General features: G+C 72.1%; 12 protein-coding genes. 5 read left to right on the top strand and 7 right to left on the bottom strand.

All coding sequences use genetic code 11. The features are described from left to right. Window position 1: 1 nt before the first annotated feature. Window positions 2-5,539: a type I polyketide synthase gene (locus tag ACFYZF_RS28910; RefSeq protein WP_387026066.1), complete on the bottom strand. Its 5,538-nt coding sequence runs from the start codon at window positions 5,537-5,539 to the stop codon at window positions 2-4. A 284-nt stretch (window positions 5,540-5,823) separates the two neighbouring features. On the opposite strand from ACFYZF_RS28910, the gene ACFYZF_RS28905 reads away from it, so the two are divergent. Beyond that, window positions 5,824-6,585, top strand: coding sequence for a thioesterase II family protein (locus ACFYZF_RS28905; RefSeq protein WP_387026065.1), 762 nt, complete (start codon window positions 5,824-5,826; stop codon window positions 6,583-6,585). Window positions 6,586-6,670: 85 nt separating this feature from the next. After that, the gene (locus ACFYZF_RS28900) at window positions 6,671-6,883 is read left to right on the top strand and encodes a hypothetical protein (RefSeq protein WP_387026063.1); all 213 of its coding nucleotides are present in this window, start codon (window positions 6,671-6,673) and stop codon (window positions 6,881-6,883) included. 37 nt (window positions 6,884-6,920) lie between these two features. Here the strand turns inward: ACFYZF_RS28900 and ACFYZF_RS28895 are convergent, their stop codons facing one another. Next, window positions 6,921-7,430, bottom strand: a complete 510-nt coding sequence (locus ACFYZF_RS28895; RefSeq protein ID WP_387026061.1) for an O-acetyl-ADP-ribose deacetylase — start codon at window positions 7,428-7,430, stop codon at window positions 6,921-6,923. A 199-nt stretch (window positions 7,431-7,629) separates the two neighbouring features. Further along, window positions 7,630-8,124 (bottom strand): GyrI-like domain-containing protein, encoded by a 495-nt coding sequence (locus tag ACFYZF_RS28890; RefSeq protein WP_387026059.1) that lies wholly within the window; start codon window positions 8,122-8,124, stop codon window positions 7,630-7,632. Window positions 8,125-8,275: 151 nt separating this feature from the next. Here ACFYZF_RS28890 and ACFYZF_RS28885 point away from each other — a divergent pair, with 151 nt between their 5' ends. Next, window positions 8,276-9,109, top strand: coding sequence for a phytanoyl-CoA dioxygenase family protein (locus tag ACFYZF_RS28885; protein WP_387026057.1), 834 nt, complete (start codon window positions 8,276-8,278; stop codon window positions 9,107-9,109). A gap of 215 nt (window positions 9,110-9,324) precedes the next feature. After that, the gene (locus tag ACFYZF_RS28880) at window positions 9,325-10,155 is read left to right on the top strand and encodes a TrmH family RNA methyltransferase (RefSeq protein WP_387026055.1); all 831 of its coding nucleotides are present in this window, start codon (window positions 9,325-9,327) and stop codon (window positions 10,153-10,155) included. A gap of 560 nt (window positions 10,156-10,715) precedes the next feature. Here the strand turns inward: ACFYZF_RS28880 and ACFYZF_RS28875 are convergent. Together ACFYZF_RS28875 and ACFYZF_RS28870 are read right to left on the bottom strand one after the other, a co-directional pair. Further along, window positions 10,716-10,982 carry a hypothetical protein gene (locus ACFYZF_RS28875; protein WP_387026053.1) on the bottom strand — a complete coding sequence of 89 codons (267 nt, stop codon included), beginning with the start codon at window positions 10,980-10,982 and terminating at the stop codon, window positions 10,716-10,718. Between the two features lie 70 nt (window positions 10,983-11,052). Beyond that, window positions 11,053-11,550, bottom strand: a complete 498-nt coding sequence (locus tag ACFYZF_RS28870) for a DinB family protein (RefSeq protein ID WP_387026051.1) — start codon at window positions 11,548-11,550, stop codon at window positions 11,053-11,055. Window positions 11,551-11,727: 177 nt separating this feature from the next. On the opposite strand from ACFYZF_RS28870, the gene ACFYZF_RS28865 reads away from it, so the two are divergent. Beyond that, the gene (locus ACFYZF_RS28865) at window positions 11,728-12,153 is read left to right on the top strand and encodes an NUDIX domain-containing protein (RefSeq protein WP_387026049.1); all 426 of its coding nucleotides are present in this window, start codon (window positions 11,728-11,730) and stop codon (window positions 12,151-12,153) included. 166 nt (window positions 12,154-12,319) lie between these two features. On the opposite strand, the gene ACFYZF_RS28860 is transcribed toward ACFYZF_RS28865, so the two are convergent. Together ACFYZF_RS28860 and ACFYZF_RS28855 are read right to left on the bottom strand one after the other, a co-directional pair. Beyond that, window positions 12,320-13,207, bottom strand: coding sequence for an SAM-dependent methyltransferase (locus tag ACFYZF_RS28860; RefSeq protein WP_387026047.1), 888 nt, complete (start codon window positions 13,205-13,207; stop codon window positions 12,320-12,322). Window positions 13,208-13,238: 31 nt separating this feature from the next. Then, window positions 13,239-14,819, bottom strand: a complete 1,581-nt coding sequence (locus ACFYZF_RS28855) for a bifunctional 3-(3-hydroxy-phenyl)propionate/3-hydroxycinnamic acid hydroxylase (RefSeq protein ID WP_387026045.1) — start codon at window positions 14,817-14,819, stop codon at window positions 13,239-13,241. Window positions 14,820-14,844: the final 25 nt, after the last annotated feature.

Here is a 14,844-nt window from a genome sequence, read left to right as displayed (position 1 = left end):
GTCAGGAGCGCCCGAACTTCTGGTCGATGAGGTCGAACAGTTCGTCGTCCGAGGCGTCGTCGATGGCCTGGGTGACGTCGCCGGGTCCACCGGTGGCGTCGCTCCAGCGGGTGGCCAGGGCCTTGAGCCGGTTCGCGACGGCGGTGCGGGTCTCCTCGTCGGCGGCGAGCCGTTCCAGGTCGTCGGGTCCGGTGGCGGCGAACGCGGCCTCCAGCCGGTCCAGTTCGGCCAGCAGCGTCGACGCCGGGCCGGACGGCGCGACGTCGGCGAGCAGGAAGTCCGCCAGGGCCGCCGGGGTGGGGCAGTCGAAGATCAGGCTGGCGGGCAGCCGGACGCCGGTGGCGGCGGTGAGCCGGTTGCGCAGCTCGACGGCGGTGAGCGAGTCGAAGCCGAGGCCGGTGAACGTCTGCCCGGACGGGATGACGGTCGACGACGGGTAGCCGAGCACCTCGATGACCTGCCCCTTGACCAGGTCCTCGACGAGCCGCCCGCGGTCGGCGTCGGGCGTGCCGGCGAGCCGCTCGGTGAAGGACGGCCCGGTGCCGCCGGAGCCGATCGCGCCGGCCGCCCGGCGGGGGGCGCGGACCAGCCCCCGCAGCGGCGCGGGCAGGTTGCCGGTGTCGGACTGGCGGCGCAGCGCGGCGACGTCGAGCAGCGCGGGCACCAGGTGGGGTCGGCCGCCGCGCAGGCCGGCGTCGAACAGGGCGAGCGCCTGGCCGGTGCCGAGGGGGTTGAGGCCGTTGCGGCTGAGCCGCTGTCGCTGGGCGGCGTCGAGGTTCCCGGTCATCCCGCTGGCCTCGGCCCACAGCCCCCAGGCCAGGGAGGTCGCGGCGAGACCTGCGGCCCGGCGGTGGTGGGCGAGGCCGTCGAGGAACGCGTTCGCGGCGGCGTAGTTGCCCTGCCCCGGGCCGCCGAGGGTGCCGGCGACCGAGGAGAACAGCACGAACAGCGGCAGGTCCAGGTGCCGGGTCAGCTCGTGCAGGTGCCAGGCGGCGTCGGCCTTCGCGGACAGCACGGTCGCCATCCGGTCGGCGGTCAGCGCGGACACCACCGCGTCGTCGAGCACCCCGGCGGCGTGCACCACGCCGGTGAGCGGGTGCTCGGCGGGCACGGCGGCGAGCAGCGCGGCGAGGGTGTCCCGGTCGGCCACGTCGCCGGCCACCAGCCGGGCCTGCGCGCCCATCCCGGCCAGGTCGGCGAGCAGCTCCGCCGCGCCGGGCGCGGCGGGGCCCCGCCGGCCGACCAGCAGCAGGTGGCGCGCCTTGTGGGTGGCGACGAGGTGGCGGGCCAGCAGGCCGCCCAGGGCACCGGTCGCGCCGGTGACCAGGACCGTCCCGTCGGGGTGGAGTTCGGCGCCCAGCGCCGGGTCGAGCTCGGCGGGCGCGAGCCGGGGCACCAGCACCCGGTCGCCCCGCGCGGCGAGCTGGGGTTCGCCGGTGGCCACGGCGCGGGCCAGCGCGTCGACCGGGAGGTCGACGTCGACGTCGACGAGGACGAAGCGGTCGGGGTGTTCGGCCTGCGCCGAGCGGAGCAGGCCCCACACCGCCGAGCCGGCGAGGTCGGTCACCCGGCCGGGTTCGCCGGCGGGGACGGCGCCGCGGGTCAGCACGACCAGCCGCCGGTCGGCGAGGCGGTCGTCGGCGAGCCAGCCCTGCACGGTGGCCAGCACGTCGGCCAGCAGGGCCCGGGTGGCGGCCGGTACCGGGGCGGGCGCGTCGTCCCGGTACGCGGGCAGCAGCACCAGGTCCGGGTCGAGCCGGCCGTCGGCCACCGCCGCGGCCAGTTCGCCGAGGCCGTACCGGGGCAGGCCGGCGGGGCCGGTCGCGCCGACGCCGAGCAACACCGCCCGGTGCGGCGCGGCGTCGGCCGGCGGGACGTCCCGCCAGGCGAGGTCGAACAGCGCGTCGGTGGTCGGGCCGGCGGCGCGGACCTGGTCGGCGGTGACCGGGCGGGACACCAGCGAGGCGATGCGGGCGACCCGGGCGCCGGACGGGTCGGTCAGGGTCAGGGTCACCCCGCCGCCGCTGCGGCGGGCGCGGACCCGCAGGGCCGTCGCGCCGACCGCCGAGAGGGTGACGCCGGTCCAGGCGAACGGCAGCCGGACCCCGGTCGCGTCGGGGTCGTCGTCGAGCAGGCCGACGACGTGCAGCGCGGCGTCCAGCAACGCCGGGTGTACGCCGAATCCGGTGACCTCCGTGCCGTCGGGCAGCGCCACCTCGGCGTACACCTCGTCGGCGGCGCGCCGGATCGACCGGAGGCCCCGGAACAGCGGGCCGTACTCGACGCCGAGCCGGGACAGCTCGGCGTACACGGAGTCGACGGGGACGCCGGTGGCGTCGGCCGGCGGCCAGGGCGACGGGTCGTCGGACCGGTCCGGCGGCGCGGGGACGACGAAGCCGGTGGCGTGCCGGGTCCACTGCGCGTCGGGGTCCTCGGCGGCCCGGGAGTGGACGGTGACCGGCCGGCGACCCTCGTCGTCGGCGGGGCCGAGGTGCACCTGCACGGCCCGGGCGCCCTGCTCGGGCAGGACCAGCGGCGCTTCCAGGGTCAGCTCGTCCAGCGCGTCGCAGCCGGCCCGGGTGCCGGCGTGCATCGTCAGCTCGACCAGGGCGGCGCCGGGGACCACCACGGAGTCCCAGACGACGTGTTCGGTGAGCCACGGGTGGGTCCGGACGGACAGTTCCGTGCCGAAGATCCGGGCGTCGTCGGCGGCCACCGTGACGGCGGCGCCGAGCAGCGGGTGGTCCACGGCGCGTACGCCGAGGCCGGGTGCCCCGACGTCGGCGGGGTCGGTGGTGTTGAGCCAGTACCGCTGGTGGTCGAAGGCGTACGTGGGCAGCTCGGTCCGCCGGGGGCGGGCCCCCGTCCCGGTCAGGTACGCGGCCCAGTCGACGGACGCGCCCGCGACGTGCAGGTCGGCCAGCGCGGCGAGCACCGTGTCGGCCTCGGATCGCCCGACCCGCATCGTGGGGACGAACCGGACGTCGTCCGCCGCCTCGACGCAGTCCCGCGCCATCGTGGTGAGCACGGAGTCGGGGCCGATCTCCAGGAACAGCGTGACGTCCTGTTCCCGCAGGCAGCGGACCGCGTCGGCGAACCGCACCGGTTGCCGGACGTGACGCACCCAGTAGCCGGGGTCGGCGATCTCCGCCGGATCCGCCACGGCGCCAGTCAGGTTCGACACGATCGGCACGGCCGGTGGCCGCCAGGTCAGCCCGGCCAGCACGGACGCGAACTCGTCGAGCATCGGCTCCATCAGCCGGGAGTGGAACGCGTGCGACACGGCGAGGGGCTTGCTGCGCCACTCCCGGTCCCGGCAGGCCGCGGCCACCGTCTCGATCTCGTCGAGCGCGCCGGACACCACCACCGCCGCCGGGCCGTTCACCGCCGCCACGTCGACGGCCGCGCCCAGCTCGTCGATCAGCCCGCGCACCCGCTCCTCGGGCGCGCCCACCGCGAGCATGCCTCCGCCGGCCGGCAACGCCTGCATCAGCCGGCCCCGCGCCGCCACCAGGACAACCGCGTCCTCCAGCGACAGCATCCCCGCCGCGTACGCCGCCGTCACCTCACCGACCGAGTGACCGGCGAGGAAGTCGACCCGCACCCCCCACGACCGCAGCAGGTCCCACGACGCCACCTCGACCGCGAACAGCCCCGCCTGCGCGAACACCGTCCGGTCGAGCGCGGCCGACGGCCCGCCGGACCACACCACGTCCCGCAACGAGCCGGGCAGCTCGGCGTCGATCAGCCCGCACACCCGGTCGAAGGACTCCGCGAACGCCGGGAACCGGTCGTACAGCTCCCGACCCATCCCGACCCGCTGCGAGCCCTGACCGGTGAACAACACCGCCCGTCGACCCGACGACACCACACCCGACGCCACCGCATTCCCGGCCGCCACCGCTTCCAGGCCCGCCACCAACTCGTCCACGCCGGAGCCCCACACCACCGCGCGGTGCTCCAACGCCGCCCGCGACGACACCAACGACCACGCCACGTCCACCGCCGCCAGATCGGACCGGCCCCGCGCGAACGACGCCAGCCGCGCCGCCTGACCCACCAACGCACGCTCGGAGCGACCCGACACCACCCACGGCACCGGCAGCCCGGGAACCGCCCGCGCCTGCGGGACCGGCTCCTCCACGGGCTCGGGCTCGTCCTCGGGCTGTTCCAGGATCACGTGGGCATTCGTCCCCGAGATGCCGAACGACGAGACCCCCGCCCGGCGCGGCCGGTCCACCCCCGGCCACGGCCTCGCCCGCGTCGCCAGCTCCACCGCGCCCGACGACCAGTCCACGTGCGACGACGGCTCGTCCACGTGCAGGGTCGCCGGCACCACCCCGTGCCGCATGGCCATGACCATCTTGATGATGCCCGCGACGCCCGCCGCCGCCTGGGTGTGACCGATGTTCGACTTCACCGACCCCAACAACAGCGGCTCGTCCCGACCCTGCCCGTAGGTGGCCAGCAACGCCTGCGCCTCGATCGGGTCACCCAACGTGGTGCCCGTACCGTGCGCCTCCACCACGTCCACGTCCCCCGGCGACAGCCCTGCGCTGTCGAGGGCCTGCCGGATCACCCGCTGCTGCGACGGACCATTCGGCGCGGTGAGACCGTTCGACGCACCGTCCTGATTCACCGCCGTGCCCCGCACCACCGCCAGAACCCGCCGACCCTCCCGCCGCGCATCCGACAACCGCTGCACGAGCAGCACGCCGACGCCCTCGGCTAGCGCCGTGCCGTCGGCGGCCTCGGCGAAGGCCCGGCACCGGGCCACCGGGGAAAGGTTGCCCTGCCGGGAGAAGTCGACGAACACCGCCGGGGTCGGCATGACCGTCACGCCGCCGGCGAGCGCCAGGTCGCACTCCCCGGAACGCAGCGCCCGCACCGCGAGGTGCAGCGCGACGAGGGAGGACGAGCAGGCGGTGTCGAGCGTCACCGCCGGCCCTTCGAAGCCGAACGTGTACGCCACCCGGCCGGAGGCGATGCTGCCCACGTTTCCGAGGCCGAGGTAGTCCACCACTCCGGCGGGCGGCGCGTCGGGCGGCTGGGCGTACCCGCTGTGGGTCATGCCGGCGAAGACGCCGACCCGGCCGCCCTTGAGGCTGGTGGGGTCGATGCCCGCCGACTCGACGGCCTCCCAGGACGTCTCCAGCAGCAGGCGCTGCTGCGGATCCATCGCGAGGGCCTCGCGGGGTGACACCCCGAACAGCCGGGCGTCGAACTCGGCGGCGTCGGGGAGGAAGCCTCCCTCGCGGACGGAGGAGGTGCCCTGCCGGGAGCGCTCGGGGTCGTACAGCGTCCCGAGGTCCCAGCCCCGGTCGGCCGGGAACGAGGTGATCGCGTCGCCGCCCGCGGCGACGAGGTCCCAGAGCTGTTCGGCCGAGCGGACCCCGCCGGGAAACCGGCACCCGATGCCGACGATGGCGATCGGCTGCTGCGCCTCGGCCTCGACATCGCGTAGGCGTTGCCGGGTTCGCCGCAGATCGGCGGTGACTCTCTTCAGGTACTCCCGGAGCTTGTCTTCGGTGTCCATCAACCCAGCCCATCGCGATGCACGGCGGAGCCTCGACGTAGGCGACGGTACGAATGCGCAGTCGTTCTCAGGCGACACCTGTATCTGTCGTTCGGCTCGCTCGGCCGAGAGCCACGAGGATCCCCATCTGCGGGGAGAAGTTATTGGGTGCGCGTAAGGTGGGACAACCCCTAACCGTGCGTAGCGGCAGCTAGGGGTGTCCGGCCCCGGTCCGTCGCATTAGCGTCGCCTCGACCGGGTCCGCGCCGATCCCGTCAGCGATTTCACCGCCGGAAGGACCGCAGAGGATGACCTCGCCAGAAACCGACAACGGCCTGTGGGTGCGACGCTTCCACCCGGCGCCGAGCGGCACCAGGCGGCTGGTGTGCCTGCCCCACGCCGGCGGCTCGGCCAGTTTCTACTTCCCCGTGTCCCGCAGCCTCTCCCCCAGCCTGGAGGTGCTGGCGATCCAGTATCCGGGGCGGCAGGACCGGCGGCAGGAGAAGTGCATCGACGACATCCACGAGCTGGCCCGGGAGGTTCACTCCGTGCTGCGGCCGTGGCTCGACGAGCCGGTGGCCATCTTCGGGCACAGCATGGGTGCGAGCGTCGGCTTCGAGCTGGCCCGGCTGATCGAGCAGGACGGCGGGTCGGCCGCCCACCTGTTCGCCTCCGGCCGCCGCGCGCCGTCCTGCCCCCGGGACGAGACGGTGCACCTGCTCGGCGACGAGGGCCTGCTGGCGGACGTGCGCAAGCTGAGCGGCACCAACGCCGCCATCCTCGGCGACCAGGAGCTGCTGCGCGCCGCGCTGCCGGCCATCCGCAGCGACTACCGGGCCGCCGAGACGTACGCCTACCGGCCAGGGCCGCCGCTGAGCTGCCCGATCACCGCCTTCACCGGCGACAACGACCCGAAGACCACGGTCGACGAGGCCCGCGCCTGGTCGACCCACACCACCGGCCAGTTCGACCTGAAGGTCTACCCCGGCGGCCACTTCTTCCTGGCCGACCAGCAGGCCGCGGTGCTGCGGGCCATCTCGACGGCCCTGGCGGCCACTCCGGCCCACTGACCGAAGCCTCGGTGTCCGTGGATGGCCCCCGGCCAGCACACGACGTTCGGTCCAGCTGGCTACTGAGCTGCTCGACGGCGGGTACTTGCTGCGCCGCGAGCTGCCCAAGGCCGAACAGCTGAAGCGCTTCGGCCGGCTGCTCCTGGTGCAGGCTGACCCGCCCGAGGCGATACAGCGTGTTGACCAGCAGCGGCAGCGAGTCAGTCCGCCGGGCCAGGACGAGGCTCTGGGTGAGGTGCCGGCGCGCCATGTCGTGATCGTCGAGATCGTGCGCCACCCAGCCGACGAGGTCGGGTAGCTCGGCGAGAGCGCGGGTCGCGGCAGATCCGGACGGCTCAGCCTGTGGCTGCCATCGCGGCCTGTAGGTGCTTTCGGGCTTCTTCGTCGAATGCGACGAGTCGTACCCGTTGAACGTTCGTCGGTGCGGACCTGATCGTCGCTACGGCGATCCGGGCGGCCTGGTCGGGAGGGAACCCGTACACGCCGGTCGCGATCGCGGGGAAGGCCACGATCCGGGCGTCGAGTTCATCGGCGATCTGCAGGCTCCTGCGGTAGCAGGAGGCCAGAACCTCGGCTTCACCGTGGCCGCCGCCTTCCCAGACCGGCCCGACGGTGTGGATGACGTGCCGCACCGGTGGGTCGAGGTCGAACGCCGGGGTCGCCATCGCGTCACCCGGATCGCAAGGGCCGACCGCACCCCCAGCCTGGGCCAGACGAGGTCCGGCAGCGCGGTGGACCGCGCCGTCGACACCACCGCCGCCCAGAAGGGACTCATTCGCGGCGGTGACGATGACGTCGACGTTCTCCCGCGTGATGTCACCCATGACCACCTCGATCACTGCCACAGCGGAATCCTGACACATCAGACGAAGGCATGTCGGCCCACCGTCTGCAACCGGCCAGGCAACCCCGTCCGACCTGATCAACGAATGCCAACGCCCAATCGGCGGCAGATCCGGATCTTCGCGCTCGGTTGCCGCGGCCGGGCCATCCTGTTGGCCGCCGGGCCGGACCCCTGATGCTGTCTGGATGCTCGCCAGATCGTCACGCCGGTTCGACGGGCAGCCAGAGTTCACAGGTCGCGGTGCTGAAGTCGTTCGTAGGCTCAAGCACCGCGACGATTTCCGGACCTGGCCGCAAACGCCACGGGTTGGACGGGAACCACGCGGCTGCGGCCGTGGCCCAGGCCTTCTGCAGGGTCTGCGGATGCGGCCCCGTGGTCCGGATGACCACCCATCTGCCGGCCGGAACTTCGATGATGTCGAGGCCGCCGGGGACCGGCGTACCCGGGGACACGGCGACCCCGTGAAGGTAGGTCAGCTCGCTGCCCTCGGCGTAGTCGGGGTCAAGGTCGTCGCTGACCGCGAGCAGGCCGCTCGGCTCAGTGTTGCCGAGAGCCTTCAAGCGCAGGTGCTCCTCCCTCGGCAGTGCGGTGACGTGCCGCTGGATGTGCGGGTTGATGCCTTGACGGACCAGCCGAACGCGGGCCGCGTGCCCCACGAGCCGGAACTCGGGATGGTCGACGATGCGGGTGTCCACGTGTTCGCTCCCTTCGACGGTCAGACGAAGTGCCGAGATCGTCAAGCCTCCGTCCGACGTCAACCTTGGTCGCAGCGCACCGGGGGCACCCGACAGAAGCGGCGTGGAAAATGTCGGGTGATCGAGACCGGTGCCGCCGCACGATGGGGGCATGGATGACACGACCTTGGTATCCCGCTTTCTTCGCGACGGCTTCGTAAAGCTGGAGGGCACCGTCGCGCCGCGCGTGGCAGCGGACTGCGCGGGGCTGCTGTGGCGGGAGACGGGCTGCGACCCGGACGATCCAGCGACGTGGACGCAGCCCGTGCACTGGGTGCCCGGCATGGCGCAGGGGCCGTTCGCCGCCGCTCCCAACTCCCCGTTCCTCCATCACGCGTACGACCTGCTCGTCGGCGCGGGACGCTGGGAGCCGCGCTACTCGCTGGGCACGTTCCCGCTGCGCTTCCCGCACGAAGAGGAGCCGGACGACGCGGGCTGGCACATCGAGGGCAGCTATCTGCCGGAGGGCGAGAGCTGGTACTTCACCAATGTGCGCTCCCGGGGCCGGGCACTGCTGATGCTGTTCCTGTTCAGTGACGTCGGTGAGAAGGACGCCCCGACCCGGATCCGGGTCGGCTCACACCTCGACGTGCCGAAGGTGCTGGAGAAGTACGGGGAGGACGGAGCGAGCGGACTGGCCCTTGCGCCCGACCTGGTGGCGGCGTCCGAGCACCGGCCGATCGCCCTCGCCACCGGATCTCCGGGCGACGTCTTCCTGTGCCATCCATTCCTGGTACACGCGGCGCAACCGCACCACGGAGCGCGGCCTCGCTTCATGGCCCAACCGCCGCTGATGCCAGCCGCACCGTACGAACTGGAGCGGGCCGACGGCGCGTACTCGCCCGTGGAGATCGCTATCCGTCGAGGTCTCGGACAGGACGCCCTCGGTCCGGACGGGGACGGCGCCGACCGCCGCGCCGGGGCGACTTGCTCCGTCCGTTCCTGAGCGCCTGGCCGAAGGTCTTGTCGGGAACCTCGGGGAGCCAGGGTGAGGTCCAAGGCGCGGCGCCGGTGAGGTTGCCGTCGTCAGTGCGGTGCCGGAAGAAGGCGTACGTGGCGGATCCCGGCCGGCATCCAGCACAGCGCCCCGAGACCGGTGAAGTGTGGCAGGCAGGGCAGGGCAGGCAGGGCAGGGGCGGGCTACGTGCGACGGAGGCGGGGTTGGTAGTGGTTCTGCGAGTGAGTGGCCGCAATGCGCGGTTCCAGCAATGGAAAGCTCTCCTCGGCAATCGGACCAAGCGGCAGCGACGCGGCGAGTTCCTCGTGCAGGGCGTGCGTCCGATCACCATGGCCGTCGAACACGGCTGGCAGATCCGGGAGCTGCTCTACGACACCAGCGCTCAGCTGTCCGGCTGGGCATGCGAGGCCCTGGACACAGTCCGGGCCGAGAAGTTCGCCGTCTCGCGTGAACTGATGCACGAACTGGGAGGTAAGGCAGACACGGTTCCAGAGCTGCTGGCCGTGGTCGCGCTGCCGGAGGACAACCTGCGCCGTATCCCGGTCGGTCCGACCATGCTCACCGTCGTGTTCGATCGGCCCACCAGCCCCGGTAATATCGGGACCCTCGTTCGGTCGGCGGACGCCTTCGGCGCCGGCGGCGTCATCGTCACCGGCCACGCCGCCGACGTGTACGACCCGAAGGCGGTCCGGGCGAGCACCGGCTCGCTGTTCGCCTTGCCCGTGGTCCGGGTGCCCTCCCACCAGGCCGTTCTATCCTGGGTCGCTGACGTCCGCGCCAACGGTATCGGCATGAGCATCATGGGAACCGATGAGCGCGGCATCCTGGACGCCGCCGAGTACGACTTCACCCAACCCACCCTGACGTTGATCGGCAACGAGACCACCGGCCTCAGCTCCGGCTGGCGCGAGGCATGCGACCAGCTCGTCCGGATCCCCATGTTCGGGTCCGCCAGCTCCCTGAACGCGGCGACCGCCGCGACTGTCGTGCTGTACGAATCGGCACGCCAGCGGGCCGCCGCCGCCCGGCGGTAGCGCCCCGATCGCAGGCGGCCGCCCGGCGGCTGTCCGCCACCATCGCGCTACCTGACCCGCGGCGCCCGCCTGCGGACAGGCGCCGCAGCCGGACACCACACGGGCGCGGGCGGACGTCGTCCTCGCCGTGATCGTGCCCGGCGGATCCGGCGACCGCCCGAATGCCGGTCTTGGCGCCGGGCGCGTAGATCGCCGATAGCAGCCGCTCAGCCAGGACCTCCGGGCACAGCAACTGATCCGGCGGCGACGGGGGTTGTAGGAAAACCCTTGCGGCGCGGAGTCGGGCGGTGAGGCGCGGGTCGCCCGTCAGGAAGCCGGATGCTGGACAGGTCCAGGTCAGCCACGAGCCGGCCGGTGGGAGTTAGCCAGCCGGCCGCCCGGGTCAGGACGGCGAGCTTGTCGCCGAGATAGTGCAGTCCGTGCACAGGCGATCATGTCGAACGTCCGCGTTGGCGCCCAGTTGGCGACGGAGGCGCAGATCAGCTCCAGGTTCAGGGGCGGTGCCGGTACGGGATCGAAGGCGTCGACCAGGTCGACCCCGACGAGGACTGTCCGCTCGGTCAGCCCTGCCAGGCGGCCTGGATCAGCGCCCGACCGGTGCCGCAGCACAGATCCAACCAGCCGGCGGCTGCCGAAGGTTCGGCCCGGCCGGCACCGACAAGGCCGGCGGCGGCGAGAACGTCGAGAGGGTTGAACCCCAGCTCCCGGGTGTAGCTGTTGACCCCGGACATCTGCCGCTCGCGGTTCATGGTGCAGTTGGCCGCCACCGCCGACTGCTCCAAGGCGTCGTTGCCCAGCAGTTCGACACTTGCTCGCTGGTCAGCCACGGCAACGTCATTCCAGCGACAGCTCCTCAGACTGAACCCCCGACCAGCGGCATGAGCGGACGTCCGCGCACTACTCGTTGATGAGTTGCTCTCGAAGGATGTCTGCGTGCCCACAGTGCTGGGCTAGCTCGCGCAGCACGTGGAGATACACCCACCGCAGCGGAAGCGGGCCCCGCCGGTGCCCCTGAAGGATGTCGTCCAGACCCAGGGATGACGTCGCACGGCGTGATGCTTCGCAGGCTTCGCGGTGTGCGTGCTGGACGGTGGCAATTGTGTCGTCGTCATCGAGGATGAACGACTCGTCCGACGTCGCAGGGATGCCGATCTCAGCACGCGACCGGCACGTGACGGCTTCGTTGAACCAGACCTTCTCGACGAAAGTCGCGTGCTTAACAAGACCCAGCAGCGTGGTGCGGGAGGCCACCAACGGTCGGCGCACCTGTTGCTCTGTCAGCCCGTCCAAGCAGCCATTGAGCGCGCCACGGTGCTCGTCGAGGAACGCCTCGAACTGGACACGGGCTGGCTGTGCGACGACCTGGTCGGCGAAGGTAGGCGGGTAGGAAGGCATGGGCGAAGCATTCCAGACCGTCGCCCAGGAGCGACTAGCGGACATCGACACGAGCGGTCGGCTGACTTGTCGGTCTCGCAGGTGCGGCCCCTGACGCCCGCTCGGCGGCAGATCAGTATGTCGGCCGCCGTTCGGCACGGCACAATGTCGGCTTACGAGGGGTGGCAGAATGCGCCCGTGTCGCTCTCCGCGGAAGACTCTCCCAAGGCTCGCATCGTCACGGCGTTGCTGCGGGACGGCAACCGGGTACTGCTCTGTCACCGATCTCCCCAGCGCCGTTGGTATCCCGACGTCTGGGACCTGCCCGGTGGGCACGTGGAGCCCGGGGAATTGCCCGGCGCGGCACTTGCTCGAGAGCTTCGAGAGGAGCTGGGCATTGACATTTCGGCACCGTCGGGTCCGCCCGTGCAAGAAGTTCGTGCCGACACGTTCGACATGCAGATCTGGCTGATCGAAGCGTGGACGGGGTCTCCGGTCAACGTCGCGCCGGACGAACACGATGCCATCGCGTGGTTCACCGCAGATGCGCTTGGAGAACTGTCCCTGGCTCATGACAGCTACCTTGCGATGTTCAGCAAGGTTCTTGGCGAGCGTCGAGCCTGACCACAACTGGACACGAGCTTCTCGGCGTGACCGCGCAATCAGCGGCAGGTGAGTGCGCTGAGGCAACCCGCGCTGTCCGACATCAGGCGTCAGCCCCCATGCTGCCCAGTTGGGCGAGGGCCCGTCGACCGTCGACCGGTCGGCGGGCCCTCGGCCCGGTGCGGAGTCAGCGCTTGTGGGCGACCGCGATCACGTAGTCGAGGTTGGCCAGCTCGCGCTTCATCAGGTCCTGGTTCTTCCAGTGCGAGGCCATGCTCTTGCGCACGGCCGGCTTGACGGCGGCGCGGAAGTCCGGGTCGTTGGTCCGGTCGGCCATGTAGCGCCGCCAGCCCTCCCAGGTGTGGTCCTTGATGGACTGCACCTCGGGCCGGTCGAAGCCGGCGTCGGCGAGCTGCTGGGCGTACGTCTCGCGGTCGTGCCAGTTCTCCTTGGGGATGCTGAACTTGACGAAGCTCAGCGGGCCCGACTGGATGGCGGCCCGGACCACGTTCTCGCTGACCGGGATGATGTCGGCGGTGGCGAGGACGCCGCCCGGCTTGAGCACCCGCAGCGCCTCGGCGAAGAACGCGCTGCGCGGGTAGAAGTGGAACGCCGATTCCAGGGCGACGACCCGGTCGAAGGTGGCGTCGGGGAACGGCAGCTCGGTGGCGCTGCCCAGCCGGAAGTCGGTCCGGTCGGCGAGCCCTTCCTCCTGCGCCCGCCGCTGGGCCGCCTCGATGTGGTGCGGGGTGATGTTGAGCCCGACCACCTTGCCGACGCGGCCCGAGCGCAGCCAGCTGAAGTCCTGGTCGGCGTAGCCGAACCCGACGTCGAGGATGGTGTCGTCCGGCTTCAGGCCGGCGGCGTCGGCGAGCTTGCCGGCCAGCGCCTCGGCGGCGTCGTCGATGTCTGTGACACCGTCCTCCCAGTAGCCGACGTTCATGTAGTGGGTGCGGCGGGCCGCGAACTCCACGTCGGGGGCCTGGATCTCGTAGAAGCGCCGGACCCGGGTGACGGGGTCGGCGGTGAAGACGGTTCGGATGGCCCTCGCCGCGATCTTCAGGTTGTCGAGCATGGTGCTCCTTCCGGAATGGGTCGGCTGTCGATCAGCCGCGTCGGACCTGCTGACGCAGGTCGTCGACGAGAGCGGGCACGGCGGCCGGGTCGGCCGCCGTGCCGAAGACGTAGAAGTCGGGCCGGACGAGCACCGCTGCCGCGTCGTGCCGCTTCAGGTGGGACAGGTAGACGTCGTCGAGGTCCTCGACCGTCGTCCCGGCGCCGGCTGCGGGGGCGGGGGCGCCGGCGGGGACGACCCGCACCAGTCGGGCGCCGAGGGAGTCCAGGAACGCCCGGGCGTCCGCGTCGAGCAGTTCCGCGGGATCCTCGGCGCAGATCAGGGCGAAACCGGTGCCGACGACGTCGTCGAAGAGCCCGGCGCGGCCGTCGACCTCGACGTGTCCCTGCGGCATCGGCTCGCCGGCGCCGGGGCCGGGGCCGACGGAACCGTCCGGCCGGTGCAGCACGCCGCTCACCAGGGCCTCCAGCAGGGACCGGGTCCGGGCGCGGGTGGTACGGCGGCGCAGCTCGGCCAGCATGATCGAGTCCCGGCCGGCCGCGGCGGTGCGGTCCGTCTCGCAGATCACCGTTCCGGAGTCCATCGACATCTTGATGGCGTGCTGCACGTGCGCGCAGCGTTCCTGCTGGTACGTGTCGAGCAGCGCCTCGTCGGACAGCCCCCGGTGCACCAGGTCCAGCTTCCAGGCGAGGTTGAGCGCGTCGCGGAACCCGGAACTCATCCCCTGCCCCATGAACGGGGGCATCACGTGCGCCGCGTCGCCGGCGAGGAGGATCCGGCCGGAGCGCCACCGGTCGGCGGAGCACGCCTGGGTGGTGTAGACGCCGTACCGCTCCAGTGTGGCGTTGTCCGGGGTGATGTCGAAGAGCCCGAGCAGCCGCCAGACGCTGTCGACGCTCTCGAACTCCTCCCGGCTCTCGCCGGACACCCGCATGAACTCCCACCGCCGGTGCCCGGGGCCGGCGGACACGGCGGTGCGGGGCCGGGCCGGGTCGCAGACCTGGAGGTTGTTGGGCTTGAACTCGCGGGCCTCGTTCGGCACCACGTCGCAGACCAGCCAGTCGTGGGTGAAGCCGAGGTCGGTCACGGTGCTGCCGAGGTGTTCCCGGACGAAGCTGTTGGCGCCGTCGCAGCCCACCACCCAGCGGGCCGCCCGGACCTGCGGACCCTCCGGCCCGTCGATGGTGACCTCGACCCGGTCGTCGTGCTCGGTCAGCGTCGTCACCACGTACGGGCGCAGCACGGTGACCCCGGGCAGCTCCGTGCCCCGCTCGGCGAGCACCGCCTCCAGGCCGGGCTGGTAGAAGGAGACCGAGTCGGGCCAGCCCATCGGCCCGTCGCCGGCGACCTTGACGTGCAGCAGGGTCCGGCCGAAGCCGTTCTTGAAGGTGTACTCCCCCGACGACTCGACGACCGGTCCCAGGCGGTCGGCGACCCCGGCGGCGGCCAGGATCCGGCTCGCCTCGCCGTCGTAGGAGACGGCGCGCGGGAAGTTGTACGGGGTCTCCCACCGTTCGACCGCCGTGACGGTGAGACCTCGCTGCGCCAGCAGGATCGTGAGCATCTCACCCACCGGGCCGTAGCCCACGATCAGGACGTCGGTCATCAGCATCGGTATCGGTTCCTCGCGTGGGGGT

Origin of the sequence: Micromonospora sp. NPDC001898, from assembly GCF_042891255.1 — a bacterium.
Lineage (GTDB): Bacteria > Actinomycetota > Actinomycetes > Mycobacteriales > Micromonosporaceae > Micromonospora.
This window is presented reverse-complemented; position numbering and strand designations above follow the sequence as displayed.

Bases quoted from the DNA above. Each gene is read 5' to 3' on its own strand.
- ACFYZF_RS28860 (WP_387026047.1), bottom strand. From the start codon at position 13,207: ATGCTCGACAACCTGAAGATCGCGGCGAGGGCCATCCGAACCGTCTTC.
- ACFYZF_RS28885 (WP_387026057.1), top strand. From the start codon at position 8,276: ATGGATGACACGACCTTGGTATCCCGCTTTCTTCGCGACGGCTTCGTA.
- ACFYZF_RS28905 (WP_387026065.1), top strand. From the start codon at position 5,824: ATGACCTCGCCAGAAACCGACAACGGCCTGTGGGTGCGACGCTTCCAC.
- ACFYZF_RS28870 (WP_387026051.1), bottom strand. From the start codon at position 11,550: ATGCCTTCCTACCCGCCTACCTTCGCCGACCAGGTCGTCGCACAGCCA.
- ACFYZF_RS28855 (WP_387026045.1), bottom strand. From the start codon at position 14,819: ATGCTGATGACCGACGTCCTGATCGTGGGCTACGGCCCGGTGGGTGAG.